At 61.7% G+C, this 26,655-nt stretch carries 28 protein-coding genes and 2 tRNA genes; 3 read left to right on the top strand and 27 right to left on the bottom strand.

Annotation, left to right across the window (positions count from 1 at the left end; all coding sequences use genetic code 11):
• The 8 genes from CMN27_RS09150 to CMN27_RS09115 all read right to left on the bottom strand — a co-directional run.
• Positions 1–774: condensation domain-containing protein (locus tag CMN27_RS09150; RefSeq protein ID WP_293625778.1), on the bottom strand; the 774-nt coding region annotated here is incomplete at its 3' end.
• A 279-nt stretch (positions 775–1,053) separates the two neighbouring features.
• Positions 1,054–1,127: transfer RNA gene (locus CMN27_RS09145), tRNA-Cys, on the bottom strand.
• 79 nt (positions 1,128–1,206) lie between these two features.
• A tRNA-Gly gene (locus CMN27_RS09140) sits at positions 1,207–1,281 on the bottom strand.
• 305 nt (positions 1,282–1,586) lie between these two features.
• Entirely contained in the window at positions 1,587–2,138 is a 552-nt protein-coding gene (pgsA, locus tag CMN27_RS09135; RefSeq protein WP_366515435.1) for a CDP-diacylglycerol--glycerol-3-phosphate 3-phosphatidyltransferase, read from the bottom strand.
• Positions 2,139–2,180: 42 nt separating this feature from the next.
• The gene (gene uvrC / locus CMN27_RS09130; protein WP_293625776.1) at positions 2,181–4,028 is read right to left on the bottom strand and encodes an excinuclease ABC subunit UvrC; all 1,848 of its coding nucleotides are present in this window, start codon (positions 4,026–4,028) and stop codon (positions 2,181–2,183) included.
• A 7-nt stretch (positions 4,029–4,035) separates the two neighbouring features.
• Complete coding sequence (locus CMN27_RS09125) at positions 4,036–4,683, bottom strand: uracil-DNA glycosylase (protein WP_366515434.1); 648 nt, start codon at positions 4,681–4,683, stop codon at positions 4,036–4,038.
• A 105-nt stretch (positions 4,684–4,788) separates the two neighbouring features.
• Positions 4,789–5,271: a ribonuclease E activity regulator RraA gene (gene rraA / locus CMN27_RS09120; RefSeq protein WP_293625772.1), complete on the bottom strand. Its 483-nt coding sequence runs from the start codon at positions 5,269–5,271 to the stop codon at positions 4,789–4,791.
• A gap of 218 nt (positions 5,272–5,489) precedes the next feature.
• Entirely contained in the window at positions 5,490–5,993 is a 504-nt protein-coding gene (locus tag CMN27_RS09115) for a disulfide bond formation protein B (protein ID WP_293625770.1), read from the bottom strand.
• A gap of 146 nt (positions 5,994–6,139) precedes the next feature.
• Here CMN27_RS09115 and CMN27_RS09110 point away from each other — a divergent pair, with 146 nt between their 5' ends.
• Positions 6,140–7,795, top strand: coding sequence for a methyl-accepting chemotaxis protein (locus CMN27_RS09110; RefSeq protein ID WP_293625768.1), 1,656 nt, complete (start codon positions 6,140–6,142; stop codon positions 7,793–7,795).
• A gap of 113 nt (positions 7,796–7,908) precedes the next feature.
• Here CMN27_RS09110 and CMN27_RS09105 read toward each other — a convergent pair whose 3' ends face one another.
• Positions 7,909–8,922 (bottom strand): DNA topoisomerase IB, encoded by a 1,014-nt coding sequence (locus CMN27_RS09105; RefSeq protein ID WP_293625766.1) that lies wholly within the window; start codon positions 8,920–8,922, stop codon positions 7,909–7,911.
• A 200-nt stretch (positions 8,923–9,122) separates the two neighbouring features.
• Between CMN27_RS09105 and mltF the strand changes: the two genes are divergently transcribed.
• Positions 9,123–10,481, top strand: a complete 1,359-nt coding sequence (gene mltF, locus CMN27_RS09100; protein ID WP_293625764.1) for a membrane-bound lytic murein transglycosylase MltF — start codon at positions 9,123–9,125, stop codon at positions 10,479–10,481.
• A gap of 71 nt (positions 10,482–10,552) precedes the next feature.
• On the opposite strand, the gene CMN27_RS09095 is transcribed toward mltF, so the two are convergent.
• From CMN27_RS09095 to CMN27_RS09010, 18 genes are all read right to left on the bottom strand, one after another.
• Positions 10,553–10,759 carry a DUF2945 domain-containing protein gene (locus CMN27_RS09095; RefSeq protein WP_293625762.1) on the bottom strand — a complete coding sequence of 69 codons (207 nt, stop codon included), beginning with the start codon at positions 10,757–10,759 and terminating at the stop codon, positions 10,553–10,555.
• Positions 10,760–10,832: 73 nt separating this feature from the next.
• Positions 10,833–11,099, bottom strand: coding sequence for a hypothetical protein (locus tag CMN27_RS09090; protein WP_293625760.1), 267 nt, complete (start codon positions 11,097–11,099; stop codon positions 10,833–10,835).
• 7 nt (positions 11,100–11,106) lie between these two features.
• The gene (locus CMN27_RS09085; protein WP_293625758.1) at positions 11,107–11,598 is read right to left on the bottom strand and encodes a GNAT family N-acetyltransferase; all 492 of its coding nucleotides are present in this window, start codon (positions 11,596–11,598) and stop codon (positions 11,107–11,109) included.
• A gap of 80 nt (positions 11,599–11,678) precedes the next feature.
• Entirely contained in the window at positions 11,679–12,011 is a 333-nt protein-coding gene (locus tag CMN27_RS09080; RefSeq protein ID WP_293625756.1) for an AzlD domain-containing protein, read from the bottom strand.
• On the bottom strand, positions 12,004–12,720 hold the full coding sequence (locus tag CMN27_RS09075) for an AzlC family ABC transporter permease (RefSeq protein WP_293625754.1): 717 nt from the start codon (positions 12,718–12,720) through the stop codon (positions 12,004–12,006). Before CMN27_RS09075 ends, CMN27_RS09080 begins: the two co-directional genes overlap by 8 nt.
• A gap of 98 nt (positions 12,721–12,818) precedes the next feature.
• On the bottom strand, positions 12,819–13,202 hold the full coding sequence (locus CMN27_RS09070; protein ID WP_293625781.1) for a DoxX-like family protein: 384 nt from the start codon (positions 13,200–13,202) through the stop codon (positions 12,819–12,821).
• The gene (locus CMN27_RS09065) at positions 13,195–13,638 is read right to left on the bottom strand and encodes a thiol-disulfide oxidoreductase DCC family protein (RefSeq protein ID WP_293625752.1); all 444 of its coding nucleotides are present in this window, start codon (positions 13,636–13,638) and stop codon (positions 13,195–13,197) included. Before CMN27_RS09065 ends, CMN27_RS09070 begins: the two co-directional genes overlap by 8 nt.
• Before the next feature lie 59 nt (positions 13,639–13,697).
• Complete coding sequence (locus CMN27_RS09060; protein WP_293625750.1) at positions 13,698–15,068, bottom strand: GntP family permease; 1,371 nt, start codon at positions 15,066–15,068, stop codon at positions 13,698–13,700.
• A 225-nt stretch (positions 15,069–15,293) separates the two neighbouring features.
• Positions 15,294–17,240, bottom strand: coding sequence for a sensor domain-containing phosphodiesterase (locus CMN27_RS09055; RefSeq protein ID WP_293625748.1), 1,947 nt, complete (start codon positions 17,238–17,240; stop codon positions 15,294–15,296).
• Positions 17,241–17,401: 161 nt separating this feature from the next.
• The gene (locus tag CMN27_RS09050; protein WP_293625780.1) at positions 17,402–17,965 is read right to left on the bottom strand and encodes a GNAT family N-acetyltransferase; all 564 of its coding nucleotides are present in this window, start codon (positions 17,963–17,965) and stop codon (positions 17,402–17,404) included.
• Positions 17,966–18,199: 234 nt separating this feature from the next.
• A complete protein-coding gene (locus tag CMN27_RS09045; protein ID WP_293625746.1) occupies positions 18,200–18,544 on the bottom strand; it encodes a hypothetical protein in 345 nt (114 codons plus the stop codon).
• A gap of 283 nt (positions 18,545–18,827) precedes the next feature.
• Positions 18,828–19,592 (bottom strand): anti-sigma factor, encoded by a 765-nt coding sequence (locus CMN27_RS09040; protein WP_293625744.1) that lies wholly within the window; start codon positions 19,590–19,592, stop codon positions 18,828–18,830.
• A complete protein-coding gene (locus CMN27_RS09035) occupies positions 19,589–20,155 on the bottom strand; it encodes a sigma-70 family RNA polymerase sigma factor (RefSeq protein ID WP_293625742.1) in 567 nt (188 codons plus the stop codon). Before CMN27_RS09035 ends, CMN27_RS09040 begins: the two co-directional genes overlap by 4 nt.
• A gap of 486 nt (positions 20,156–20,641) precedes the next feature.
• On the bottom strand, positions 20,642–21,226 hold the full coding sequence (locus CMN27_RS09030) for a hypothetical protein (protein WP_293625741.1): 585 nt from the start codon (positions 21,224–21,226) through the stop codon (positions 20,642–20,644).
• Between the two features lie 401 nt (positions 21,227–21,627).
• Positions 21,628–21,963: a zinc ribbon domain-containing protein YjdM gene (locus tag CMN27_RS09025; protein WP_293625740.1), complete on the bottom strand. Its 336-nt coding sequence runs from the start codon at positions 21,961–21,963 to the stop codon at positions 21,628–21,630.
• A gap of 183 nt (positions 21,964–22,146) precedes the next feature.
• The gene (locus CMN27_RS09020) at positions 22,147–22,788 is read right to left on the bottom strand and encodes a Vat family streptogramin A O-acetyltransferase (RefSeq protein ID WP_293625738.1); all 642 of its coding nucleotides are present in this window, start codon (positions 22,786–22,788) and stop codon (positions 22,147–22,149) included.
• Positions 22,789–22,875: 87 nt separating this feature from the next.
• Positions 22,876–23,316: a hypothetical protein gene (locus CMN27_RS09015; RefSeq protein ID WP_293625737.1), complete on the bottom strand. Its 441-nt coding sequence runs from the start codon at positions 23,314–23,316 to the stop codon at positions 22,876–22,878.
• 135 nt (positions 23,317–23,451) lie between these two features.
• Entirely contained in the window at positions 23,452–23,859 is a 408-nt protein-coding gene (locus tag CMN27_RS09010) for a hypothetical protein (RefSeq protein ID WP_293625735.1), read from the bottom strand.
• A 1,818-nt stretch (positions 23,860–25,677) separates the two neighbouring features.
• Between CMN27_RS09010 and CMN27_RS09005 the strand changes: the two genes are divergently transcribed.
• A complete protein-coding gene (locus CMN27_RS09005; protein ID WP_293625733.1) occupies positions 25,678–26,652 on the top strand; it encodes an integron integrase in 975 nt (324 codons plus the stop codon).
• The last annotated feature ends 3 nt before the right edge of the window (positions 26,653–26,655 follow it).

The raw sequence follows: 26,655 nt of genomic DNA, 5'->3' as shown, positions 1-26,655 counted from the left end.
TGCAACGGCGCCATTGGGCGGCGCCTGACCATAGATGCTGGTCAGCATCGGCGCATTGGGTACGCCCTGCAGATACTCGCGCCAGAACTGCCGATCGGCCTCGGCGTCGCGGGCGGCATGCCATTCGAACAGCCGGCGCAAAGGCTGCGGCGCATCCAGGGCCGGTGCCTCGACACCGCGCGAGAACGCATCGTAATAGGCAAAGAACTCATTGATGGCGAGGACGACGCTGCGGCCATCCATCACGAGATGGTGAAAGCACCAGAGCAGCCGCCACTCGTCGTCGGCCAGATGCAGGCAAGTGAAACGGAAAATCGGCGCGGTCGACAGATCGATCGGGGTATGAAAATCATCCTCGATGAAAGCGTCGACCTCGGCTGCCGACCAGGCGTGCGCGTCGTGTATCTGCACAGCCAGTTCGGCGCTATCCTGAATGACGCAGCGCGCGCTGCCGTCGACCTGCCAGCTGTAGCGCGAGCGCAGTGCTTCGTGACGTTCGATAAGCTTTCGCCAGGCCGCGGCGAATGCGTCGCTGTCGAAACCACCTTCGACACGAACGACGAACTGCTCGACGTTAATCGGTGAGTCCGGGGCGGCAAGCGCCTGCAGGATCATGCCCTGCTGGGTCGGCGTCGGCGCGTAATCGGCAATATCCCGCGGCTCGCTCATGAACGTACAGCCATACGCTGACGTACATCGGCCAGCGATGCGCCGTTCTCGCGCTTCAATGTGGTCATTCCCCCGTCTCCAATGCCCGCGACGCGCATGGCCCATATGGCAGGCACGCTCATGGATATAGCTGCAGTGTGCCTATAAGTTATCGACTCACCCAAACCAGACTGAAGCACCCGGTGCTGCGACCACCCCGGCCCGATATCCCGTGCTGTCCCAGAGGCATTTTATAGCGTGCTTGCCCGGTCGAGGCGCTGTCTGAGGGCGCTTTCGGACAATTGTGGGTGCGATGCCTGCCTGGGCTCCATCGCGCGAACGCCGGGCACAAAAAAAGCCCGTCTAAAACGGGCTTTCGATCAGTACGACGTACAGCGTTCAATATGGAGGCCAGGCCCGGAATCGAACCGAGGTACGCGGCTTTGCAGGCCGCTGCATCACCACTCTGCCACCTGGCCGGTCGCATACATCCGAAAGGGGCGGATGCTGATAAAGAAAAACCCCGACCGGCGGGCCGAGGTTTCGGCAATGTCTGTTTGGAGCGGGAAACGAGATTCGAACTCGCGACCCCAACCTTGGCAAGGTTGTGCTCTACCACTGAGCTATTCCCGCGCCGTTGAGAGTGCGTATTCTAGGCGTAAAAGATCGGGTGTCAACCCATATCGACAAAGGTTTTTCATCAAGTCGGTTCTGGTGCTGCCAGCGACGCCCCACGGACCCGATTCAGGCGCCGATTAAAGGCGATGAAGCACCCTGCCCGGTCTGCCCCTCAAGCCTGCTTCGCCCCGGGCCAGAACGACACCGGTGCGCGATCGGCGGCCGAGTCTGCGGCCGCCACCCAGCAAATCTCTGCACAACCTGTCGTGGTCGCGCCGGCGTGCAAAGGCCCTGCCCCAAGCAGGTTATGCCAGGATTCCCTAGCGCCCCATGCTCAGGCGCGGCCAGGCCTGGCGCAGATAGACCACCATCGACCACAGCGTGAGCACCGCCGACACAATCAGCAACACGACACCGAACAGATAGACGCCGGTGCGCTGGGCGAGATCGAACAGCATGCAGAAAATCGCGCCCATCTGAATGGCGGTCTTGTACTTGCCCAGCGAGCCGACCGCTACGACGCCGCGCTCACCCAGCTCGGCCATCCATTCCCGCAGGGCGGAAACGGTCAGCTCGCGACCGACGATGACTGTCGCCGACAGGGCGATGTAATAGTGCGGATCGCGGTAGACGAGCATGACCAGCACCGCGCAGACGATCAGCTTGTCGGCGACCGGGTCGAGAAACGCGCCGAACGCCGAGGTCTGGTTCCAGCGCCGGGCGAGATGGCCGTCGAGCCAGTCGGTGGCCAGCGCCACGCCGAACAGGATCGCGGCCACGATATTGGCACTGGGCAGCGGCACGAACATGAGCCCCACCACGAACGGTATGAGAATCAGGCGAAACAGGGTCAGCCAAATGGGCAGGTTCAAGCGCTTCTCCTCGCGGGCCGCGCGGATCGGATGACACCGACGTCAGGCCGTATTGTGGAAATGATCGTAAATCCGTTGTGCCATGGTCGCACTGATGCCTTCCACCCGTGCAAGTTCAGAGACCCCGGCCCGGGCCACCTGCTTCGGCCCGCCAAAGGTCTGAAGCAGCTTCTTGCGACGTTTTGGCCCCAGTCCGTCCACCCCATCGAGCATCGACGCCTGGCGTGCCTTGCCGCGCTGGCCGCGATGGCCGGCGATCGCAAAGCGATGCGCCTCGTCGCGGATCTGCTGGATCAGATGCAGTCCCGGGGAGTCCGCCGGCAGTATAAGAGGCGATTTCTCGCCCGGCAAAAAGATCTGCTCGAGGCCCGGCTTGCGGGTCGAACCCTTGGCCACGCCGATGACGTTGACCCCGGTCACTCCGAGTTCCTCGAGCGCTTCCACCGCCACGCCGAGCTGGCCCTTGCCGCCGTCGATGAGCAGCAGATCGGGCATATAGTCCTCGCCCTTTTTCACGCGCTTGAAGCGTCGGGTGAGTGCTTGGCGCATCGCCGCATAGTCATCGCCGGGTTCGATCCCGTCGATATTGAAGCGCCGATACTTCGACTTGTTCGCCACGCCGGCCTCGAACACCACGCAGGAGGCCACGGTGCGCTCGCCGCGCGTATGACTGATATCGAAACAGGCCATATGCATCGGCGGCGCCTCCAGGCCCAGGCCCTTCGCCAGGGACGAGAGGCGCTTTTCCACCCCGGCCCGGCTTGCCAGCTGCGCAGAGAGCGTCTGCGAAAGCGTCGCACGCGTGTTATCGAGCCAGCGCTTGCGTTCAGCGCGCACGTTGGTCTTGAACGCCACCTTGCGCTGCGCCCGGCGGCCCAGGCTTTCGGCCAGCCATTTATCGTCGGTCGGTAGCGGGTCGACCAATAGTTCGGGCGGCGGGCGGCGTTCGAGGTAGTACTGGCTCATGAAGGCCGCGACGAGATCGGCCACGTCTGTGCCCGGCGGCGCATGCGGGAAGAAGCTGCGGTGGCCGAGATTGATGCCCCCGCGCACGGTCACTACCACCACCGCGCCGATGCCGCCGTCGATCGCGGCACAGACGATATCGAAATCGCTCTGCCCGCCCACTTTCTGGCTCTGCGACTGCAATCGACGCAGGGCGGCGATCTTTTCCCGCAGGCGGGCGGCGGTCTCGAAATCCAGCGCCTTGGCGGCGGCCTCCATCTCGCCGACCAGACGGTCGATGAGTTTTTCGTTGCGCCCTTCCAGCAGTTCGACCGCGTCGTTCACGTCGCGGGCATAGTCTTCCTTGCTGATATAGCCCACACAGGGCGCGGTACAACGCTTGATCTGATACTGCAGACAGGGCCGCGAACGGTTCTCGAAGAAGCTGTCGCGACAGTTGCGCAGCTTGAACAGCCGGGTCAGCGTGTCCTGGGTCTGCTTGACCGCGCCGGAGCTTGGAAACGGGCCGAAATAATGGCCCTTACGTTTCTGCGCACCACGGTGATAGACCACGCGCGGGTATTCGTTGTCCCCCGTGATCATGAGGTAGGGGTAGCTCTTGTCGTCGCGCAGGTAGACGTTATAACGCGGCCGATGCTTCTTGATCAGCGTGGATTCAAGCAGCAGCGCTTCGTCTTCGGTATGCGTGATCGTGACCTGGATATCCGCGACCTGATCGAGCATCGCCTCGGTCTTGGCGTTGCCCGATGCGCGCAGGAAATAGCTGGAGACGCGCTTTTTCAGGTTCTTGGCCTTGCCCACATACAGCACGTCGCCCTGGGCGTTGTACATGCGGTACACGCCGGGCGCCTGAGTAAGCTGGCGCAGGTAGCTGCGCGGGTCGAAACCGGTCGCTTCGGTCTGCGGGGTCGTCTCGTCGGTCATCGCATCATCATGGCGGCGCAGCGCCCGCAGGCAAGCCCCCGGCGTCGACGAGTTGTCTTACGCGTGCGAACACCTGCGCGAACATGGCCTCGGTCAGGCGCCGCGTATTCAGGTTGTAGCGGCTGCAGTGGTAGGAATCGATCAGCACCCGCCCACCGCCGATCACATGCTCGGCGCCGTGGCCAAAGACCCTATCGCGCTGGCGCGACGCCAGCGCCCGGACCACGGCCTTGTGTGCGACGCCGCCCAGCACCAGCAGTACCCGCGCCGGGGCCAGCTCGCTGGCCAGAAACGGATTACAGGCGTTGATCTCCTGTGCCACCGGCTTGTTCTGTGGCGGCAGACATTTGACCACGTTGGTGATTCGGCAGTCGCGCAGTTCGGGCCCCTCGCCGGTCGCCTCAGCCCGCGAGGCAAAGCCGTACTGGTAGAGCATGCGATAGATGAGCGCGCCCGACTGTTCGTCGCTGAATGGCCGGCCGCTGGCGTTGGCCCCGTGCAGCGCCGGGGCCAGCCCCACCACAAGCAAACGCGCGGTTGCCGGGCCGAAAGATCGCACCGGCGCTGCGTGGTAGCCGGGGTACGCGGCGCGCACATCCTGGCGCAGTGCCACAAGGCGTGGGCAGCGCGTACATTCGGCGGGCGGATCAATCAACGCGCAACGCTATTTACACGATTAATGAATACAGCCGAACGCATGATTGAAATACGGTTTAAGCCCCAGCGCATCGCGCCGGGGCGTTGATACCGTAGCCGTCGCTCAGGACAGCGACAGTTCGGACGCACTCACGACCACGCCGTCGAGGTCGGCATAGATCCAGTCGCCGGGCATGAAGGACACGCCGGCAAAACGCACCGGCACGTCGCGCTCGCCCTGATTCTTCTTGTTCGATTTTTTGGGGTGGGTATTGAGGGCTTTAACGGTCACGCCCATCTGGGAGATTTCGGCCGAATCGCGAATGCAGCCATACACCAGAATGCCCGCCCATTCGTTGTCGATTGCCAGCTGGGCAAGATTGTCGCCGAGCAGCGCGCAGCGATCCGAAGCGCCGCCGTCGACCACCAGCACGCGCCCTTCGCCCGGCTCTTCCAGGGCCGCGCGCACCAGCGAGTTGTCTTCGAAGCACTTCACCGTGCTGATCGGCCCAGCGAAATCGAGGGTGCCGCCAAAATCGGTGAACATCGGTTCGGCGATCTGCAGCTTGTCGCTGAATTCATCGCAAAGATCGGTTACGGGAGTCATGACAGCCCTTCTGGATGGAATGAATACGTTGTATCGACACGAGTATGCGTGAGCGGGCGCGCCGCGGCCAGAGACGGCCGCCTGCAAATGCCAGGCGGCGGGCCCGCGCCACGGTCATCGCGGCGATCCTATTAATCGAGGTCGAGCCGAGCTGGTGACAAAAGATATGGGGTGGGTTTCGGGGCGCTGGGCGGCGCCGGGATCGGGCCTTTCCGCACTCAGGCCCGATTCTTGGCCGCCGCGCCGAATCCGAACACGCCGGCGAGCGCGCCGAAGGCGAGCAGCACGAAATAGACGCCGGTCCATGCCGGCAGGCTGATGCCCAGAAAGGCGCCCTTGACCTCCGCGCAGCTGGCATCGCCGCGCAGAACCGTGGCCAGTACTTCCGTCAACGGCATGATGTCGACCAGATACCCCAGCCCCGGCCCGCAGGCCGGCACCTGATCCGCCGGCAGATGCATCAGCCAGACATGCCGGGCCGCGATGCCGGCACCCGCGATGGCCGACAGGCAGGCCAGCCCCGCATAGACTCGGTGTGCCGGGCCCTGTGCGCCATGCAGCCAGCCGATCAGACAGAACAGGCCAACGCCCGCCATAGCCACGCGCTGAAAAATACACAGCGGGCACGGTTCCAGCCCTTGAACGTATTGAAGGTAATACGCGAATGCCAGGGCGCCCGCGGCAGCCAGGAATCCGACCAGGAAGTACATGCGTGTGCTCATTGCGCGGATGATTCCACACCGTCCGGCAGGCCGCAATCGAAAAAGGCCCCTTTTATTCAAGCGCGCATGGCCCTTGCCGATAGTCCGACGAATCGTTCAGCCCGAACGGTCAGGTCGCGCCCATGGAGGCATACAAGGGGAACACCATGCTCAAGCGCCTAAACCAGATCAACGTTAAATACGCCATTGCATTCATTACCGTCGCGCTGGCGATGTTCGCCGTGGTCGTGGTCGACCTCATGCTGGTACATACCCTTAAAGAACGAATGCGCGAATTCGGCGGGCCGTTTCTGGATTCGACGAGCGCGGTGCTCAACGCCGACCGCGATCTCTATCAGGCCCATGTGGCGACCCTGGAATACATGCGCATGGACCCTGCAAGCGAATTGGCCGCCACTTGGCGCGCCGAGTTCGATACGAACGCAGAACAGGCCAAGCAGCGGCTGGAATCCTTCGCGCAATCGATGGCGGCCTACCCGGACGTGCTCACCGCACTCGACGGTTTCGACGCCTTGTATAGCACCTGGCTGAACGCCTCGAAACAAGTCCTGCAATTGCGCGGCGAAGGTAACTACGACCAGGCGCGCGAAATCCTGAACACCGAAGTCGAGCATGCGTTCGTCGCGCTGCGCGAGGTTTACGACCGTGCCAGCATCGCCGCCGACGAAAAGATCCATGCGCTCGAGTCGGCCGCCCTCGCACGGGCGAATACCCAGGAATACGCCGTGATCGGCTTTTCGGTTCTGGTTGGCCTGATTACGCTCATCGTGGCGCTGGTCGGTCCGCTGATGATGTCGCGTGCCATTCGCGCAGTCACGCTCCGCATCAAGGAAATCACCGAAGGCGATGGCGATCTCACCGCTCGTATCGAAACCCGGCGTACCGATGAACTGGGTGATCTTGCAGTCAACTTCAATGCGTTCGTAGGCCGTATGGACGGTACGCTCCAGACCGTGCGTACCTCTGTATCCAGCGTGCACGGCGCGGCCAACGAAATCGCCCAGGGCAGCCAGGCGCTGGCGAGCCGGACAGAACAGTCGGCTGCCAGCCTGGAACAGACCTCGGCATCCATGGAAGAAATCAATGCGACGGTGGCCAACACGGCCGAAGCCGCGGATCAGGCCAACGAGCTCACCCGCTCTACCGTCGACGCGGCCCATCAAGGCCAGCAGGCGATGCGCGACATGGCCACCACGATGAGCGATATCGCAACCTCGGCCGGTGAAATCAATACGATCACCACCTTGATGGACGGCATTGCCTTTCAGACCAACCTGCTCGCCCTGAACGCCTCGGTCGAGGCTGCCCGTGCCGGCGAACATGGCCGCGGCTTCTCGGTGGTGGCCCAGGAGGTCCGCAACCTGGCCAGCCGTGCCGCCGATGCCTCCCGCCAGATTCGCGCGCTCAGCGATACATCGGTCAGCCATACCGAATCCGGTACGCGACTGGTTCGCGAGACCGGGCTCACCATGGAAGATATCGTCTCCCGTATCGAACGCGTGACCGAAGTGGTGGCGCAGATCCGCAACGGCGCACGCGAACAAAGCGAAGGCGTCAGCCAGATCAATACAGCGGTCACGGAACTCGATGGCGCAACCCAGCACAATGCAGCCATGGTGGAACAGACCAGCGCCGCGGCCGTGCAGATGCGCGAACAGGCCGACCAGCTCCAGGCGCTGCTCGCCTCGTTCCGTCTGAGTTCCGATACCGGGTCCCAGACGATCGCCAACGACGCAGCACCGACGGGTCCGGAAAGCTCGCACGCGGGCTTCGGCCGCACGGCTGGTGGCGCGGCGGCATAAGCCAGAGCCACGTCCGTAAAGGATCGCCCCGGCACGACTATCCGAGTCGGCCGGGGCGACACCCGACCCGTAATAGCGATACGGCCGATCAGTACAGCGGCATGGGCGGCCGGCTACTGCTCGCGCCGGACCCGGCTCTCCAGCATTTTCATGACCGCCCGTTCCTCGGGGCCGGTTAGATCACCCGCCTGAAGCTCCGCTTCGATCAATGCCTGGAAATGGCTGAGTGTGCGCCCGTCGAGATAGGTTTCGATCACCCGCGGGTCGATATAGCTTGAACGCGCGATACTGGGTGTGTTGCCCAGACGTTTGGCGACGCGGTCCACCGCTTCGCGTACGTTCTTCTGACTGATCTTGTCGTCATCGCCCGGCCCGATTTCGTCGAGCGCGAGCGCGGCGAGGGAGGTGCCCGCCCAGGTCCGGAAATCCTTGGCGCTATAGGCCTCGCCCATAACCTCGTGGATATAGTCGTTGAGGTCGGCGCTATCGACGTACACCTTGGCGCCGTCGTCGTCGTAATACTTGAATATCTCGTAGCCGGGCTGGTCGTCGAGCTCGGCCACCACCTGTGCCAGGCGTTCGTCCTCGACCACGCGGTGCTGCTGCTGACCGCTCTTGCCGGCATAGTCGAAAATCAGCTCGTCGCCCTCGATGGTCAGATGCTTCGAGCGCATCGTGGTCAGGCCATAGGACTCGTTCTCGCGCGAATAGCTTTCGCTGCCGGGCCGAAAATAGGCGCTGTCGATCAGGCGCACCATGCAGGCCAGCACTTTCTCGCGGGTCATGGCGTCCTGGGCCAGGTGCTGACCTGTGGCGCGTCGCATGGTCGATAACTGGCCGGCGAACGCCAGAATTCGATCGTACTTCGCCTGCTCGCGGCGCTCGCGCCAGGCCGCGTTGTAAATGTATTGCTTGCGCCCCGCATCGTCGCGACCGGTGGCATGCACGCGGGCATCGTCGTCCAGCGTAATCTCGACCTCACGCCAGGCCGGCGGTATGGCCAGGGATTGGATCCAGCGTCGGCGCGTTTTGTCGCGCAGCGTGCGGCCGCTGGCATAACGGTAGGTAAACCCCTTGCCGCAGCGATGCCGGGTAACCCGCGGTGCGTTTTTATCGGATGAACTCATGGCGTCCTGGCGAATCGGCATAGCGCCGCAAGATGGGAAGCGATTCGGCCTACGCCTCGCAGCGTGTTGCCGATGCGGCGCTATTGGCGTGCAAGCATCGCCGTAGCGAATCGGTCGCGCTATCCGGATTTGCCCCAATGCGCCGGAGCCACGACACGATCCTTGGTAGGCTCGGTCATGGGGATGTCACAGGGGATCGAATGTATCGGATTACCACGCTCGCCGTGTTTGTCTTCGCCGCGGTGCTGTTAACCGCCTGTTCCGACACCGCCGCCAACGGCGCGGGCCGGCTCGAACGTATTCAGGAAGAAGGCTTACTGCGCGTGGCTACGCGCAACGCACCCACCACCTATTACCTGAATCGCCACAAGCAGGCGGTGGGCCCGGAAACGGCGTTGACCCGCGCATTCGCGCGTCATCTGGGCGTGGATATCGAATACGTAGTCCGGCCATCCATTAGGGGCGTTCTGCGCGCGCTGGAAAACGGCGAGGCCGACCTGGCCGCCGCCGGCCTGAGCATCACCCCGGGCCGGCGTGAACGCTTCCGCTTCACCGAGGCCTATCAGCAGGTGCAACAACAGGTGGTTTGCAACGCCGAGAGCGCGCGCCCGCAAAGCGTAGCCGAACTCGGCGATGTATCGCTCACGGTCATAGCCGACAGCAGCTATGTCGAACGCCTGCAAATGCTGCAGAGCGAGTATCCCGAACTGCGCTGGAAAGAAGACGGCCGGCGCGGCACCGAGCAGCTGCTGCATCGCGTATGGGAAGAAAAGCTCGATTGCACGGTGGCCGACTCGAACATCGTAGACATCAACCGCCGCTACTATCCCGAACTCGAAGTGATGTTCGACCTGCATGAACCGGAACCGCTTGCCTGGGCCCTGCCCCCGCATGCCGAGGCGCTCCAGCAAACCGCGAATCGCTGGCTGCAAAGCGAGCCGGGCCAGCAGGCACGCAGGGCCATGCAGAATCGCTACTACGCCTATCTGCCGGCGTTCGATTTCGTTGACCGGCGCGCCCTGGTTCGACGTATCGACACCGTGCTGCCGCGCTACGACTCGCTCTTCGAGCGCGCCGGCGAAAACCATTCCCTGCCGCCGCTATTGCTCGCCGCCCAGGCCTATCAGGAATCCAAATGGGATCCGAAAGCCAAAAGCCCCACCGGCGTACGCGGGCTGATGATGCTGACAGGCCGTACGGCCAACGCAATGGGGGTCGACAATCGTCTCGACCCGGCCGAGAGCATCCATGGCGGCGCCAAATATCTGAGCCGGATGCGCTCGCGGATCGACGAGGCCGTGCCCTCGCCCGATCGGCTGCTGATGGCGCTGGCTGCCTACAACATCGGCCTGGCCCATCTGCGTGACGCACAGCGCCTCGCCAAGCGTCTGGACAAGAACCCGCACTCCTGGCGCGACCTCAAGAAGGTTCTGCCCCTGCTGGCCGACAAGCGCTACTACCCGTCGCTGAAGTACGGCTATGCGCGGGGCCATGAGCCGGTGCGCTATATCCACCGTATTCGCGACTACGAAGACGTGATCCGGCGTCATGTCGATTAACGCTCGGCAATACGGCGGGCGCCGGCCCCACGCTGCCTGCCTGTTACGCCGTGGGATGTAATCCCGGCGGTTCAGTCCAGTTCGGACTCCAGCTTGAGCACCTGGTCGCCATCACTCTGTTCAATTAGATAGGCCGGGTTGTCTTCATCGCCGTCGCGCACGATCTCCGAGCCCTTGAGCGTCTTGGTCACGCGCTGCTTGTAGATCTGCGTGATCTGACCTTCGGCCGTGCCCTGGCCCCAGTTCCATTTGACGTTATCGCCGATCGAACGTGCCATGCTCGTTTCCTTTCCGGTTTGTTACATGTGAATGAAATGCCCTACGCCTCCGGGCTTCTAACGGTTGCCGCGGTCAATCGTTGCTGCGCTGCTTGAGCCATTTGAGCGCGCCGGCATCCATACCGCGAAACTTGGGGTGCGCGGCCAGCGGCGCCGCCATCAAAGCCTTCGGCGCGGTGAGATCGCGCACGGCGTGATAGACCTCGGAGCGGGTCATGGCGGCATAGACGATAAACAGATCCTCGCGCAGACGTACGGCATCGAAGTTCGCATACAGCGCCGCGCTATCCGCGCCCTCGGCGAAGACCAGATAGAACCCTGGCGTGTCGGTATCAGACATTCTGCGTTCAGGCCTCGGGCAGCTCGAGCCAGTCGGCCCAGCTGATACGGCGGCCCGGCCAGGCCGCCCGGTCGAACCACCATTCGCGGCTAAGCCAGGCCTTGAGATCGCGTTCGAGTCTCGCTTCGAGCCCGGTATGGCTTTCGCTATCGCGCACCCAGAAGAACAGCTGGGCGTCGTAGCCTTGGCAGCTCGATGGTTCGACATAAACGCAGCCCAGACACTGCGATTCGTCCAGGCGCATCACGGTATAGGCGAATGAACGGCGGCGCTGGAATTCGCCCTGGTGCCAACCGAGGTCGATTAAATCCTGCTCGAGAGACAGATCGTCGGCCGGCCACGGATCGTGCGGGCCGAACAAGCCCGCCAGCCGTTGCCGGCTGGACATCACGGCATCGTAGTCCTTGACCACATCGTGGATGGTCAACGGCCACAGGCAATAGCCTGTAGCGGCAAATCCCGGTGGGATGTCGACATCGTCGGGGGCAAATCGCTTCATGCCCCAAGCATAACCGGTAAGACGGCACCGCCTAGCCGATCCCGCGAGGCCACGGCTCGCGCCACCGCCCACGGTGGACTTCAGAGCATCGCCCGCAGCGCCTGCAAACCCCACAGCACCAGCATGCCGGTCGCGATGGTGTAGAGCATATTGCGGGTGCGCCAGGCCACCACGGCAGCAGCCACGCCCGCGAACAGGCGCAGGTTGTCCGGCGAGAGCGCAACACGGCCGTCGTCGACAACAATCGCCGGCAAAAGGATGGCCGCCAGTACCGCCGCCGGCACGAAACGCAGCGCCCGCTGCACGCCGGCGGGCATCGCCAGCGAATCCGCCAGCGCGATGAACGACCAGCGCAAGGCGAATGTCAGCGCACCGACGGCCAGCACGACAATCCACACTCCTGTATCAGCCATCGCTGGCCTCCGTTTCGCCCAGCAGCCATTCAACGACCACGCCGCTGGCAATACCCGCCAGCGCCCCACCGATCAGGCCGAGATTCCACGGCAGGCCGTGGCCCGCGACGGCGACGAGGCCGCCGACCGTCGCCGCGGCCACGCTGGCCTTGTCGCGAATGGCGGGAATGATCATGGCCAGGAATACCAGCGGGATGGCGAATTCCAGATTCCATGCCTCGGGCAGCCGGGCTCCGGCCTGGGCGCCGATGATCGTGCCGAGCTGCCAGCAGCACCAGAGCGGCAGCGCCACACCCAGGTAGAAGGCGATACGGCTTGCCAGCATCGGCCGCTCGGTAAAGCCGTACAGACCGAACACATAGGGTTGATCCGTCAGGAAATACGCCAGCCCGGCGCGCGTTCCCGCCGAGGCGCCGCGAAAATGGGGCGCGATCGAGGCGCTGTACATCATGAAACGCAGATTGATGAAAAACACCGTGACCAGAATGATCAGCAGCGGTGCGCCGTCGTGGAGCAACTGCAGCGTCGCCAGCTGGGCCGCCCCGGCGAATACGAACACCGACAGCGCGCTGGCGATCCAGGGCGAAAATCCCAGCCGCACCGCAGCCACGCCCGCAATCAGGGCGAATGGCACGATCCCCAGGAGCACTGGCAGTACGGTTTGTGCGCCGGCCCGAAAGTCCCGGTACAGCCGCTGGGTGTGATGCATCCCACTATCCAAACCGCTTCCCCCTGCGCGATAAACCGCGATGATGCCGCACCCAAACGTCGCGACGAAACGCCGCCGTTCCCCGTTCGCCGCGGCCGCTAGCGCCTCACGGCCGCCTGACTGCTGCAGATGATCGCGCACAGCGCGAGCGAGGCGATGTTGGTTGTCACCGGATTGAACGCCGCGGTCAGCGAGGCGGGCGCGACAATGGCGACATCGATCGACAGTCCGATCAACAGCGCAGCGGCGATATAAACCGGCGCCAGCCAACGGCGGGCGATTGCGATGAACAGACCGATCGCGATTTCCGCGACCCCTGCCAATACCGCGAACAGCGTGGCCGACATGGGGATATGATGCGCGCTAGCCCATGCCGTCTCGAACGTATCGGTGCGGAGAATCTTCGGCACCAGGCCGTGATAGATGAGTACGAACGCCAGCGCATAGCGCGCAACGCGGTTGATCCGGCCCAGCTCAGGCATCCGCGTCCAGAAAGCGCCCGGCATGATCCGGCTCGGGCAACACGCATTGATCGTAGCGGCCGAAAATCCGGTATCGATTGAGCGCGATACGGTCGTAGAAAAAATCGCGAATTACGCGCGGGCAGATGCGCAGTACGGCAAGGAGCTTCCACACGCCGCCGAGTTGTACGACGACACGCAGAAAGGCATCCGAGCGCTCGTAGGCACGCCGGCCCTCAACGTACAGCATCGTATCGAAGTGGTCGGTCGGCAGCTCGAAGTGCGAAAGAATCGCCTGCCCCTCGCGCGACTGCACCGAGGCCAGCTTGAACCGACGTTGCCTGTCGTACTTCAGGATGAAATGGCACCAGGCGTTGCATAGCCGACACACGCCATCGAAGAGAATGACGCGATCGTCGGCATCGACATACGGGGGCAGTGATTCGCTATGGCCCATGCCGACAAGCCTACGCCCAACGGGACCGTCAGCGCCATCGAGCCGGGTTGCAGGCGTCGCTAGAGAAGTACCAGCGACATAAGCCAGACGACGGCAATACCCACCAGCCCCTGAATGAGCGTGGCCAGCGTCTGTGCCCGGTATGCCAGCGCGACCGGCATGCGGCTGAACTGCGATACCACCCAGAAGAAGCTGTCGTTGGCATGCGAAACCGTCATCGCCCCGGCGCCGATGGCCAGCACGCACAGCGCCCGGCCCATTTCGCTATCGAGGCCGATATCGCCCAGCAGCGGCGCGACCAGCGCGGAGGTGGTCACCAGCGCGACCGTGGACGAGCCCTGGGCGGTCTTGAGCGCGGCGGCCACCACGAACGGCATGAAGATACCGATGCCGAGTGTCGATAAGCTTTCGCCAATGAATTCGGCCAGGGGCGTGGCCTTGAGCACCTGACCAAACGCCCCGCCCGCGCCGGTGATCATCAGAATGGGCGCAGCGGCCACAATGCCGGCACTGACCCGTTCCTCCAGCGCGGCAAGGCGTTTGACGTTCGGCAGCAGGGGCATGGCGGCCACCAGCCCGAGCGCGAGTGCCACCAGCGGGCTGCCGAGGAAGGTGAGCACGTCTGCCACACCGCCCGCGCCCAGCGGTGCCGAAGGAAAGGCCGCGATCGATCCCAGACAGATCAGCACAATGGGCAGGAGGATGGGCGCGAAGGATGCAAACGCGCCGGGCAAGGCGCCGTGTTCGGCACGAAACGCGGCAAAGGCATCCTCGGCGTTAAGGCTTTCGGCCTCGTCGGTCAAAAGGCCCGCGTCGGCATCGTCACGGCCGAGAAAACGATTGGCCCAGAACATGCCGGCGAGCGCCGTGATCAGGCCCACGACCGACCCCAGGGCAATCACGAGGCCGAGATTGCTGCCGATACCCAGATTGCCGGCCGCCGCGATCGGCCCCGGCGTGGGCGGCACGAAGGTATGGGTGGCATACAGGCCGGTAGCCAGCGCCACGCTCATCGCGGTCACGGACACGTTCATGCGCGCGGCCACGGCATTCTTCAGCGAGTTGAGAATCACGTAGCCGGAATCGCAGAACACCGGAATCGACACCAGATAACCGATCAGAGACATGGTGAGCGTGGGAAAGCGCTGGCCGAGCAGTCGGATGATCGTTTCGGCCATGGTCAGGGCCGCGCCGCTCTTTTCCAGAATCACGCCGATGATGGTGCCGAAGACGATCACCAGGCCGATGCTGCCCAGAATGCTGCCGAAGCCCTCGCCGATCGCGTCGACGACCTCCATGGCCGGCACCCCGTACGCCAGCCCGCCGATGAGCGCAGCCAGCAGTAGCACGAGAAAGGGGTGCAGCTTCAGCCCGGATGTTGCGAACACGATGAAGGCAATCAGGGCGAGCAGAATCAGCGAGTAGAGCATGGCCAGAGGGGGCGCGGTCGTGATCAGGGGCGCCTATTGAACCAGATGCACCATGCAGGAACCAGCGCAGACGCAGGCACCGTTTATCGAGACCGGACGGTCGGCGTGCGGCCGCCCCGCTCACCGGGGTGTCAGGCGCGACGCGCCGGCCTCGACCGGCCCAAACGGTCGCCTTTCCCAGAATGAGGCCCATACCAACGCACGCGGCGAGCCACGCCGAACCGCTTACTCCGCTTCGGCCTCGGGCTCGGCCTGTACCGTGGCGTTTGCGCCCTGCCTGGCGATGAGCGCAAAGAGCGCGTCTTCCGTCTGCGGGCGAGCGAACAGAAACCCCTGGGTATACTCGCAGCCCATGGCACACACCGTTTCCCACTGTGCCCGTGTTTCCACGCCCTCGGCCACGATCGACAACTGCTGGCCATGGGCCAGCGCCACAATCCCCTGGGCCAGTTCCTCGGCCCGCCCCTGTTCGTCGATCTGCTGAACAACGCGCTTGTCGAGCTTTACGATCGAAATCGGCAGGCGGGTGAGATAGGCGATCGATGAATATCCGCTGCCGAAATCGTCGAGAGCGATACGCGCACCGGTATCGGTCAGCCGGTGAAGCGAACGGGCCATCAGCTCGAAATCGCGTATCACGCTGCGCTCGGTCAGTTCGAACACGAGATGCTTCCCGGACGCGCCATGTCGCGCCAGCGTGTCTTCAACCAGCTCGTGAAAATCCTGGCGGAACAGTTCGGCACCGGAGACGTTGATCGTCACGTACGGTACGAATTGCGAGCGCGCCTGCCAGGCCGCGACATACCGGCAGGCGGTGTCCAGCGCTGCCGCTACGAGGGCGCGACGTGGCCCCTTTTCCGGGTCGATGACCGGCACGAACTCGTTCGGCGACACCTCGCCGAGTTCCGGGTCCTGCCAGCGTGCCAGCAGTTCGACGCCGACGAGAGCGCCGTCCGCATTCGCGAAAATCGGCTGGCCGTGGAAATACACCGAGCCGTCTTGCACCGCGGGCTCGAAGCGGGTGCGTAATGCCGAGCGGCGCCGAAAACGCTTCGCAATCGCGGCGTTGAACAGCGACGTTTCGCTCGTCCAGCTCTGGTTTTCATGCGCGAGCTGGGCGCGGCCGATGAGCGCCACGCCGGAATCGCCGTGCTCGGGATAGACACACAGTCCGGCGCTGGCCTCGAACGAAAAACGCAGCTCCTCATGCTCGACTTCCTGTTGGGCATGCGCACGCAGCTGCTCACAAAGCCGGCGGCCCGTACGTACGGTCCCCTCGAACTCGAATGCGCCCGCGAAGCCGCGCTCCGACAGGCGGGCGATATAGATCAGATCCTCGTTGTGGTTTCTCAGTCCGTCCATCCAGCGGTTGATCATCGCCTGGATACGCCCCGGCCCATAGGCAAGCGACATGTCGTAGAGGTTATCCAGGCTCAGATAGAAGATGCCGAGCTTGCGGCCGGCATCCCCGGCCTGCTCCGCCAACAGCTCGATCTTTTCGTAGGCGATGATATGGGTGGCCGAAGGCAGCGCCGCGTCCCGATCCAGCAGTTCGGCCATACCCGCGCGGGTTGAAGCCAGGGCGGCGTTGAGGTTGAACTCCTCTTCAACCAGAAGTGCCAGTTCGGTGAGCGTGTGGCGGGCATTGGGCTCGAACGCCCGCGGCTTGAAGTCCATTAACGCCACACAGCCCACCACCTCGCCGGTATCGGCCCGCAGCGCCTGCGCGGCGAAAAAGCGGATATTGCGAGACTGCGACGACTCGGCGTCCGAGCTGACTCCAGCGCCCGCGTCCAGGTCTTCAATCACGAACGGCGTTTCGTGGGCGCCGGCCTGGCGGCAAAGTTCCAGCTCCTGTCGCACGCTACCCAACTGAAAACCAAAGCGCGATTTGAACAGATGCCGGTCCGCGTCGAACAACAGAATCAGCGTCTCCGGGGCATCGAATATACGGGCCGCGAGTCGAGTGAAGCGGTCGTAGCGTTCCTCCTGCGCGTCGTCCCAGAGGTCCGAGCGAAGCAGTTCGCCGACCCGGGCATCGAGCGATTTAAGCTCGGGCGGGTCTGAAGTGCCCGCAGCCGCGTGGCCGCGCTTGCCGGCGTCGAGCGTGCCCGTTTCCGGCGCGCCGCTGCCTGCCCGATCATGCGTGTCCGCATTCTTGCGCTTTTTCACCACTGCCCCCGCCCTGGTCCGCCTGTGTCGCAGGATGCGACTTTCCCGCCAGCGCCTCGACGTGACGGCGCGTATTCGCGAGCGTATTCGCCACGCACGTATACCAGCTCGCCTGGGCGCAAGCAGGTTTCTCCCAACGACTGTACGCGATTACGTTTTTGTTATCGGCAAAACCGGCTCGGGTTGTAGTGCGCCGCGTTCATCCAATCGAGCCGATCGAGTCGATAAAGTCGGACGGGGCGATCATGAAACGTCATCAAATCGAAACGGCCAAAGCCAGCCTTCTCGGCCACCTTTAGCGATGCAACATGGTCAGGTTCGATAATCACCACAACCGACTCCACGCCTTGGCCTTGAAACGCGTGCGCCAGGACAGCCTTCGATGCCTCGGTAGCCAACCCTCTGTTCCAAAAGCGAGTCGCCAGGCGATAGCCGAGGTTCATCTCCTCGACTCCGTTCACGTTCTCCGGCCCCACCCCGCAGAAACCGATAAGCGAGGCGTCGTTTTTATCGACCAACGCCCATGGCCCGACACCATGGGTCGAATACGACTTTCGACACCAGACAATAAACTCAAGTGTGGCCCGCTCGTCGCGCACGCCACCCAGCGAGTGTTTCATAACCGCTGGATCCCCGAGGATCGCGGCCAACGCCGGCACGTCGTGCATCGAGAACGGCCGAAGACGCAAGCGTGGTGTTTCGATCAAAGTAGATTCAAAGTGCATCACGCCCCATTCCCGGCTTGTGCCAGGCTATAAGCAAAAGAAAGGTCCCGTGCCGAAACCCTGTAGCGGGCGTTGCGCGCCCATAGCTGAGCACGAGTCAGGCCGCTCGCCGCCGGGCGCAGCGCCATAGAGCCCGCAAAGAACTCAGGGTTATTGTAAATATTCGGTTCCACGGGCCTGCACAAGGCTTCATGTGACTTCGCGACGTCTGCAGAGCCCGGCGACTTCCCTGCGTTACCGCCGCCACGTGCCCTGTTCGTCGACCAGCACGTGGTCGCAGCCGCGCACCACTCGCAGCCGCCCATCCTCATGGACGTAATAGGTCACATTGCCGTTCTCGAAACGGTAGCCGAGAAAGCGACAGGGCGTGACACCGTCCGCGCAGCGTGAATGCCAGGTTCGGCCTTCGAGCGTGATCGCCTGACCACTGCGCTTGCTTTTGCCCTGGTAAGCAACGCGATCGCAAGAGACATTGCCCTCTTCGCACTGCGGGCTGATATCGACAACGTAGTGCGGGGTTTCCAGCACAGCCGCCGAGGCGGTGCCGGACCATAGTGCGATCGCAAGTAACCGTTTCATCATGAATTTGCTTGTTGCTGCTGCCCCGCCCTCGGCAACAGTTTACGCGATGAACGATCTTCGGCCGCAGCCTGCTTAACGCGGCTTTCTGCCGGGGGCGCAGACGTCGCTGGGAATCAAAACCGGCACGAGCATTCGCCCATGCCCCACGGTCGTTGAAGCGCGGGCGCCACCTCGACGCGTCATGAGCGGCGCTTATGCGGGACCGCATCAGTCGCGAGCAGTGCCCGGCCAGGCATCGAGCCGCCGAGCCAGGCCGGCTTGTCCCGATAGCCGGCCTTGTCTAACCCGTCCGGGCGAGTATGGGGGCACTCCACATGACTTTGCCGGGCGGCGTCGAGCCCGCCTGATCGCTGGCCCCCGCATCTTCCATGGACACCATCAGCTTCGCCTTCGAGGCCATCTGCTCAACCGTGGACCGGCTGAGCGACACGCTATAACCGCCCTTTTCATGCGGCCAGACGCCCAGCGGGATCGCCGCGCCGTCTTCCGGCTTGAGCCAGGCACGCAGCTCCTTGCCGTCGGGAACGTCATAGTCCCCCAGGGCGACCACCTGCATTTCGTCGTCGCCTGCCCAGGCGGTCACCAGCCAGCCGGTACCGGTCGGGTCGTCGTAGACGATGCTGGTGTAGGCATGCGGCGGATCAGGCTCGCCGTAGCCGTGGTGATACGTCGGCTGGGTCAGCAACAGGGCGCCCAGCACCATGGCCACCACGGAGGCAGCAATCGCCGCGCCGCGCCAGAACCTCAACTTGTTCGCCGCCGGGGCCTGGACGTGACGGGGCACGGGCGTAGGCGAAACCGACGCAGAGTCCTTGCGCGATATCGTGCGGGACACCTCTTCCCACACGTCGGCCGGGGGCTCGACGGGTTCCAGGGCCAGGCCGAGGCTGCCAAGCCGCTGCTCCCAGTAGGCCAGCTCGCGACGGGCGGCCGGATCTGTTTCCAGACGCCGCTCGAAGGTCGCGCGCGCATCGGGCTCGAGGGTGCCCAGCACGTATTCACCGGCTTCGAACACGAGGTTGTCGTCCCGTTCCTGAGATGTCACGACGCACGCTCCGCAAGGCATTCCCGTAGCCGCAGCAAGCCACGGCGAATCCAACTCTTGACCGTACCCAGAGGGGCATCCAGTCGCTGCGCGAGTTCCTGATGCGTCAGCCCCTCGTAATAGGCAAGCAACACACTGTCGCGCTGCTGTGCCGGCAACGTCTTCAGGCATTCCTGAATGGCGTCGAGCGACTGCTGGTTTTCGTTCTCTTCCAACGGAGAGAGCGCCTGCTCATCCTCGAGCAGTGTAGCCATCATGTCGGGTTCCTCCGGCATCGCCACTTCAGGGCGCTTGCGTCTGAGTACATCCAGTGCGCGATAGCGGGCAATCGACAACAGCCACGTCAGAGGCGCCCCCCGGTCCGGAGCATAGGTATCGGCTTTCTGCCAAACCCTCACGTAGGCATCCTGCAACGCATCCCGAGCCTGCTCCGGGTTACGCAGGATACGCAGCAACAGCGCATAGAGTTGCGCGGAAGTCGCCGAATAAAGCTGCTGAAAGGCGCGCTCGTCACCCTCGGCCGTGCGCGCCAACAACGCGGCCAATTGCTCCCGGTCGGCCACGTGCTAGCGGGCCGCCTCGCCCGCACCCGATTCGGCGGCGAACAAAGAGCTCGAAAAACAATGGCTTGATGTCAAAGTTCGACCTTATAAAAACGCGACGGCGCGTCATTATACGCGCGAAGCCCGCAGCCCGGCGTCGCTTGGTTTCGCTGCAAGGCAGCTTGCAAACTGCGGATTCGTGACCGCCATGTTGACGGTCGCGCAATGCCTTACACCCCAAAGCGGGTGCATAGGCTAACCTCCCCGCACACGGATCGCCACCCGGCCGGACTTTGGCCATTACCCCTACGCCAGCGCTGCGCGCGCAGCGCGTAAATGCGCTGCTACCGCAAACACAATTGCCGGTTCTTCGCCGAGCCCCGGCGGCAGGCAAACCAACCCACGTCGCGGCGACGAGTCCAGAGTCCACCATACCGCTTCCGGTTAAGAACCGGATGGGCTTTAATTTTCAGCGCGTCGCCGGTGCCGCCAAGAAAACACGACCACCTAGAGATTTTCGCAGTTCTCCTCTTCGCTGAAGGCGTCGATCATCTCGGGAAAATCCTTGAAGTGGGAGCTGATCGGAAGCTTGGTATTCGCGAACTCTTCATGCGCGGATTCGTACGTGTCTAGCGCCGTGGCATATCTCTCGCAGGTTTTTTCATGATCGTCGTCGATCGAGTACGCCACGCCCTGATTGAACTGATCCAACGCCATGCCGACATGATTATCGATCGATGCCCAGGTCTGTTCGGCTTTCTCGAAATGGAAGATCGATAAGCCGCTCGTTGGATCATAACGCCCCTGCTCGGCGAACCACTGCGCGTGCTCCCGGTATAGACCGCTTTTGTAGAAGTTGCCCAGATAGCGATGCGAATTCGCGATCGCCACCGGGTCACCAGACTGTTCGGCCATGGCTAGGGCTTCCCGACCCAATCCCTCGGCGGGAACCCATCGACCTACGCTCCACATTTGATACGCCTGATCTATCTTGCGGAGCGGGTCGCTGGTTTCCGGAACCAGCGCGTAAGAACAGCCTTGAAGCACGAGAACGACGGGAAAGAGCAAGGGCACACGGTTCAGACTCGGCATGGAAGACTCCTTGAAACCGAACGCTTGAAAGCCACCGATGCCAGGCAAGTGACCTCTAACTCCTCGCATCAGAAAGCATCGTATCCCGTTATTTGAACTGGCGGACAGAGCCTCGCGATCGTCGATCAGCGGCGTGGTAAACGCATGATGCAAGGCCTCCGAGCGCCCGCCCTACGGTTCGTACCCGGACAACGTCTAGTCGAAGCTGGGACAGACCTCTGATAGTTGCGTAGTGGTTGTACCACGTCCGGCGTGTATCTCTCGTAGTGCCGCGTGCTGGGCTCGCGGCGGGATGCGCCTTGCGTAGGAGGCTGGTCGCGAACCGCTGATTGAACCTGGCAGCCGCGCCCACGCCGCTATGGGCTCGCGCTAGCGTGCGGCAGACAGGGGTAAGCCGCCGTTCAAGCCTTCTTAACGAACGCCGCCGTCACCATCATTTCGCCGGCGCCGTCCACCTTGCAGTCCAGCTCGTGATCCTTCGCATCGAGAATTCGTCTCACCACGGCTTTCGTGCCGATTTTCAGCACCGTCGAACTGCCCTTTACCTTCACGTCCTTCGCGAGAGTGACCTTGTCGCCTTCGGATAAATCTGTGCCGTTCGCGTCTTTAACCCGGGGCTTGTCTTCCAAGGCCACCTCGTCCGGATTCCATTCGTGCGCACACTCCGGACACACCAGAAGCGCTTGATCACGATAGGCAAACTCGGACTGACATTCAGGGCACGGCGGCAACGACATACGACTCATCCCGGATGACTTGACGCGCCATAATAATGGCCGGGCGTGCCGCTAGCGAGCACTACCACGCTGGAGCTGAAAACCTATTCCCACGAACGTGATCGTACGCTGGCTTCGCCACACGACGAGGGGTGCCAAGACGCTATCAGCGTCTAAACCGTCGCAGCCGGCCTGCGCGCAGCTTCAAGACTCGTGCGCGCAGGCTGCCAAGGTCTCTACATCACCCGATACGATCCGCTCGAGGTGCCTCGTAATCTTTTCGATGGGCCAGTCCCACCACGCGATCTTGTTGAGCGTTGCAATCTCTTCGGCGCCGAAGCGCTGCTTTATCGGCCTGGCCGGATTGCCGCCCACGATCGTGTAAGCCGGCACGTCGGATACGACAACAGAACGAGAAGAAACAATCGCCCCGTTGCCGATATGGACACCCGGCATCACCAGCGCGTCGTAGCCTATCCACACATCATTGCCGATCACGGTATCGCCCTTGTATGGCAGGTCTTGGGGAGCCGGCATGACCTTCTCCCAACCATTCCCGAAAATCTGGAATGGATAGGTAGATATGCCTGACATCTTGTGATTCGCCCCGTTCATGATGAACTTCACGCCACGGGCGATGGCGCAGAACTTGCCGATAATCAGCTTGTCGCCGATGAATGGGAAGTGATAAAGCACGTTGCGCTCGAAATTTTCCGAATCCACCGGGTCGTCGTAGTAGGTGTAGTCGCCAATGACAATATTGGGATTACGCACCGTGTTCTTGATGAAGCACACCTGTGGGAACCCCTCCATCGGGTGCTTCGATTCTGGGTTCGGTCCTTGCACAACGCTTCTCTAGTGGCTAACGCCTAAGCTCAGCCGACGGCTGATCGCGCAGCGAGTAGCCGTGCGGCTGGAGCGCTTGGTCGGGCGTCATTCCGGATTTACCATACGCTGCCGGGCCTGGGCTGACGTGACACGCTCTCTATGCTCGTCCGAAAGCGGTGCAACGATTACTTCGATTCCAAAATGCTTAACCGCAGCAGCGACCCAAGACTGCCCTGTAACGTAGGCAGCTGCTTCTTCCGATGCGAAGCAAAGGATCCGACGCCAGTCGGGGCCGGCCTGCTGCCCAATCAGTGCCAGTTTGAGAACATCGCCTTTGATCTTGTGAAGCTGCGCGCCCTTTACCGGACCAACTCGGGCATATACCTCAACGATGATCTTTTTCACCGGATCGATCGCATCCGGTTGAACTCGAGAAGGAATGGGCAGCGGTGCGGCCGGATCGAACGTGGCACTCAACTCCGCTTCAAGTAACCGAAGAATGTACGTTTCTGCGTCCACCTGCTCAGTTGAGTCAGATTTGTGCATAGCAAACTCCATGTGACGCTCAACGCCGAAGGTCACTTGCCGCCCGAAGCGCGGCAGCGCTTTGGGCGGTCAACCGCAGCGCTTTGTCATGCGCCTGCCTATCGTTTTTCTCTAACGTTCTATATTCATTGCGCTCTAACGGGCCATATCCATACATGTGCTGAAGGCATCTTGACCGAACTTTGTCGCGTTTTGTGCGACTTCTTCGTTAGTATTGCCAAGCGGTCGATCATAAGCCGCGTCGACAATTGCAGAAAGAACCCCCCTCCGACGGTCGGGCATTTCCTTCTCAGAAAGCTTGTTATGCCAAGCATCGCGCTCAATTCCTTTGTACCGGCCAACGAACACGCCCTGCGCAAATTCTCTATTACGCTTGCAGCGCGTGGCATCTCTTTCGACTTGGTCGCGTAAGTGTTGATGCAGTTCTTCTCGACTTTTGTGTCGAGCGGCACCGCTGCCATCAGATGGCGATGACGTCGAGTGAACTTGTTCTTTGCTGGAATCGGTAGCGCACCCCGTAATGGCAATTGCCAAAAGAGCCATTGCAAGAACAATTGATCGCAACTCTTACCCCCCCTTTTTTACCTCAAATGTAATGCGTATCTTTTATGGTGACGATCGCGCATAACGCCCAAGGTCAGTTTGGGCAGTCAACTGCAGCGGACTGTTATGCGTAAAAGCTCAAGATCACGCCTATAGTTGAAACTATGACGCTTATACCACCGACAGCTTTTCCCTTTCCAACACATATTAGGAAAAGGATCGACCTCAGAAAAAACTGCGCCCAAAGAACCAACGGCGTCGCGGCGTAGAAAATTAGATACGCCTTGATATTTATCAATGACTCTAGGGCCTGGTCCTTAAGCTCTTGCGCTGTAACGACCTGGGGGCCCTTTAAAGCCTTCTTCATAGCCTGATCTGCTCTAGAAGCTAACTCTCGGAATCTTTCTCCGTATTCGACTCGAAAAGATTCAAGCGAACTTATACCTCGATTAAGGTTTCGCTCTATAGACTTCGAGACTTGGGGAAACCAAATTTCCACAACCGCGAGTAGAGCCCCGATAACTGTTACAGCTTGGCTAAAATATTGCAAAGAAAATCTAAATTATTTCGAGAAATAGGCATAACGCCTAAGCTCAGTTGCCACCGGAGCGGCCGAAGGCCGCGGAGGGAACCCGAAGCGCGCCAGCTCTTTGGGCGGTCAACTGCAGCGACTCGTTGTACGTGAACTGCGTCGGCTGACGTCCTCTCGAACTTGCCAGCGGATCCCAAAACCTGACGCGCCTCAAGAAAGAACGCGCTGACTTCGAATTTACCGCGAATAGCCGCTTACACAAAGGTGCCCAGCTCACCGACCCCGACAAGGCAGCTTCGATCCGACGAATGTCGAACGAAGGGGCCAAAGCGAGCTATTGGTACGAACTGGCTATCCGACTCCAACGCTAAACAGCCATACCAACCAACCGCCGTACAACGCCTGAGCTCAGCCGCCGCCGGAGCGGCCGAAGGCCGCGGAGGGAACCCAAAGCGCGACAGCGCTTTGGGCGGTCGGCTGCAGCGACTCGTTGTACGTGAACTGCCCCATTCGACGCTCCCTCGAACTTGCCAGCGGACCCCAAAACCTGACGCGCCTGAAGAAAGAATGCGTCGAATCCGAACTTACCGCGAATAGCCCATGACGGGAAGGCGTCGAGCTGGCCGACGTGGAGAAAGCAGCTTCAATCGGATAAATGTCGAACAAAGGGGCCAAACCGAGCTATTGGTACGAACTTGCTATCCGACTCCACCGCTAAACAGCCATACCAACCCACCGCCGTACAACGCTTAAGCTCAGTTGCTGCCGGAGCGCAAAGCGCGGAGGGTACCCAAAGCGCGGCAGCGCTTTGGGCGGTCAACTGCAGCGACTTGTTGGGTTTATTTCTTTTTGTTCGGATTCGTAGTGATCAGTCCGTGAGCTACGAAAGAACCACCAACAGCCCCTCCGAGAATTGTTGTTAGCTGAGTTACGAATTCCGGCAACGCTGTGGCATTAACTGCCGCGCTAGCGTCAGTCATATTAAGCGCAATCAGCGGTAGTGCTATGGATGCGAATACCAACACAATGCCGCCCCAGACCAGTGAGTACCTACATTTTGGATAGTGATCGACAAAGTAGCAGACAGCTAGGAATACCAGTAACCATACGATCAGAGCTACATAAACAGCCATAAGTTTCCCAAGTTTAGTCGTACCCAACGCCAAGTATACGGCTGATGCTAGGTATAGCACGCAACCCGAAATTCGTATAGCAATACGAACGTCTCATGCATTGCTCGTGTTTGCTGCTATTCTAAAACCCTATACCCCGTAGTCTGTGAAGCAATGACGGATTTGGCAAAGCGTCCGCGTAAGCTGATGGATCAGGTCAGCGATCGACTACGTCTGGGTCATTACAGCCTGCGGACCGAGAGAACGTATCTCGCCTGGATCAAGCGTTTCATCCTGTTCCATGACAAGCGCCATCCAAAGGATATGGGCAAGCCGGAAATCGAGGCTTATCTCACCCATTTGGCGGTCGATCGTCACGTGGCTGCCTCGACGCAGAATCAGGCATTGAACGCGATTCTCTATCTCTACCGGCAAGTGCTCGAAATCGACCTGCCGTGGATGGATGACGTGGTGCGTGCGAAACGCCCCGAACGTATCCCAGAGGTTTTAAGCACCCAGGAAGTGGGCCGACTGCTCGCTCAGCTCGAGGGCACCTACAAGCTGATGGCGTCGCTGCTCTACGGCTCCGGCCTGCGGCTGATGGAGGTTATTCGTCTTCGTGTGAAGGACGTGGACTTCGATTATCAGCAGATCGTGGTACGCGACGGTAAAGGGGCCAAAGACCGGGTAACACCCCTGCCCGCGTCGGTGACGGCCGATCTGAAGGCGCAGCTGGATTACGTGGCCTGCCTACATCGGGACGATCTGAAGGCCGGCTATGGTGCGGTGTACCTGCCGAATGCGCTGGCGACAAAGTATTCGAACGCGGAACACGAACTGGCCTGGCAGTACGTATTTCCCTCTTCGCGGTTATCCAAGGATCCGCGTTCGGGCGCGACGCGACGCCATCACGTCAACGAGAAAGGCCTGCAGCAGGCGGTGAAGCGTGCGGTGCGCCGGGCCGGCATCCACAAGAAGGCGAGTTGCCAAACCCTGCGCCATTCGTTCGCGACGCATTTGCTGGAACGCGGAAGCGATATCCGCACCGTGCAGGAGCTGCTGGGGCACAAGAATGTGCAAACCACCATGCGCTACACGCATGTGCTCAAACGCGGTGGCCGCGGTGTGGTTAGTCCGTTGGACGCCTAGCCG

The sequence above is a fragment of the Salinisphaera sp. genome, assembly GCF_002729955.1.
In the GTDB taxonomy this organism is placed as follows: Bacteria; Pseudomonadota; Gammaproteobacteria; order Nevskiales; family Salinisphaeraceae; genus Salinisphaera.
This window is presented reverse-complemented; position numbering and strand designations above follow the sequence as displayed.

Excerpts from the sequence above, each read along its gene's own strand:
- uvrC (WP_293625776.1), bottom strand. The coding sequence starts at position 4,028 with ATGACCGACGAGACGACCCCGCAGACCGAAGCGACCGGTTTCGACCCG.
- rraA (WP_293625772.1), bottom strand. The coding sequence starts at position 5,271 with ATGACTCCCGTAACCGATCTTTGCGATGAATTCAGCGACAAGCTGCAG.
- CMN27_RS09115 (WP_293625770.1), bottom strand. The coding sequence starts at position 5,993 with ATGAGCACACGCATGTACTTCCTGGTCGGATTCCTGGCTGCCGCGGGC.
- CMN27_RS09110 (WP_293625768.1), top strand. The coding sequence starts at position 6,140 with ATGCTCAAGCGCCTAAACCAGATCAACGTTAAATACGCCATTGCATTC.
- CMN27_RS09105 (WP_293625766.1), bottom strand. The coding sequence starts at position 8,922 with ATGAGTTCATCCGATAAAAACGCACCGCGGGTTACCCGGCATCGCTGC.
- mltF (WP_293625764.1), top strand. The coding sequence starts at position 9,123 with ATGTATCGGATTACCACGCTCGCCGTGTTTGTCTTCGCCGCGGTGCTG.
- CMN27_RS09095 (WP_293625762.1), bottom strand. The coding sequence starts at position 10,759 with ATGGCACGTTCGATCGGCGATAACGTCAAATGGAACTGGGGCCAGGGC.
- CMN27_RS09090 (WP_293625760.1), bottom strand. The coding sequence starts at position 11,099 with ATGTCTGATACCGACACGCCAGGGTTCTATCTGGTCTTCGCCGAGGGC.
- CMN27_RS09085 (WP_293625758.1), bottom strand. The coding sequence starts at position 11,598 with ATGAAGCGATTTGCCCCCGACGATGTCGACATCCCACCGGGATTTGCC.
- CMN27_RS09080 (WP_293625756.1), bottom strand. The coding sequence starts at position 12,011 with ATGGCTGATACAGGAGTGTGGATTGTCGTGCTGGCCGTCGGTGCGCTG.
- CMN27_RS09075 (WP_293625754.1), bottom strand. The coding sequence starts at position 12,720 with ATGCATCACACCCAGCGGCTGTACCGGGACTTTCGGGCCGGCGCACAA.
- CMN27_RS09070 (WP_293625781.1), bottom strand. The coding sequence starts at position 13,202 with ATGCCTGAGCTGGGCCGGATCAACCGCGTTGCGCGCTATGCGCTGGCG.
- CMN27_RS09065 (WP_293625752.1), bottom strand. The coding sequence starts at position 13,638 with ATGGGCCATAGCGAATCACTGCCCCCGTATGTCGATGCCGACGATCGC.
- CMN27_RS09060 (WP_293625750.1), bottom strand. The coding sequence starts at position 15,068 with ATGCTCTACTCGCTGATTCTGCTCGCCCTGATTGCCTTCATCGTGTTC.
- CMN27_RS09050 (WP_293625780.1), bottom strand. The coding sequence starts at position 17,965 with ATGCACTTTGAATCTACTTTGATCGAAACACCACGCTTGCGTCTTCGG.
- CMN27_RS09045 (WP_293625746.1), bottom strand. The coding sequence starts at position 18,544 with ATGAAACGGTTACTTGCGATCGCACTATGGTCCGGCACCGCCTCGGCG.
- CMN27_RS09030 (WP_293625741.1), bottom strand. The coding sequence starts at position 21,226 with ATGCCGAGTCTGAACCGTGTGCCCTTGCTCTTTCCCGTCGTTCTCGTG.
- CMN27_RS09025 (WP_293625740.1), bottom strand. The coding sequence starts at position 21,963 with ATGTCGTTGCCGCCGTGCCCTGAATGTCAGTCCGAGTTTGCCTATCGT.
- CMN27_RS09015 (WP_293625737.1), bottom strand. The coding sequence starts at position 23,316 with ATGCACAAATCTGACTCAACTGAGCAGGTGGACGCAGAAACGTACATT.
- CMN27_RS09010 (WP_293625735.1), bottom strand. The coding sequence starts at position 23,859 with ATGGCTCTTTTGGCAATTGCCATTACGGGGTGCGCTACCGATTCCAGC.
- CMN27_RS09005 (WP_293625733.1), top strand. The coding sequence starts at position 25,678 with ATGACGGATTTGGCAAAGCGTCCGCGTAAGCTGATGGATCAGGTCAGC.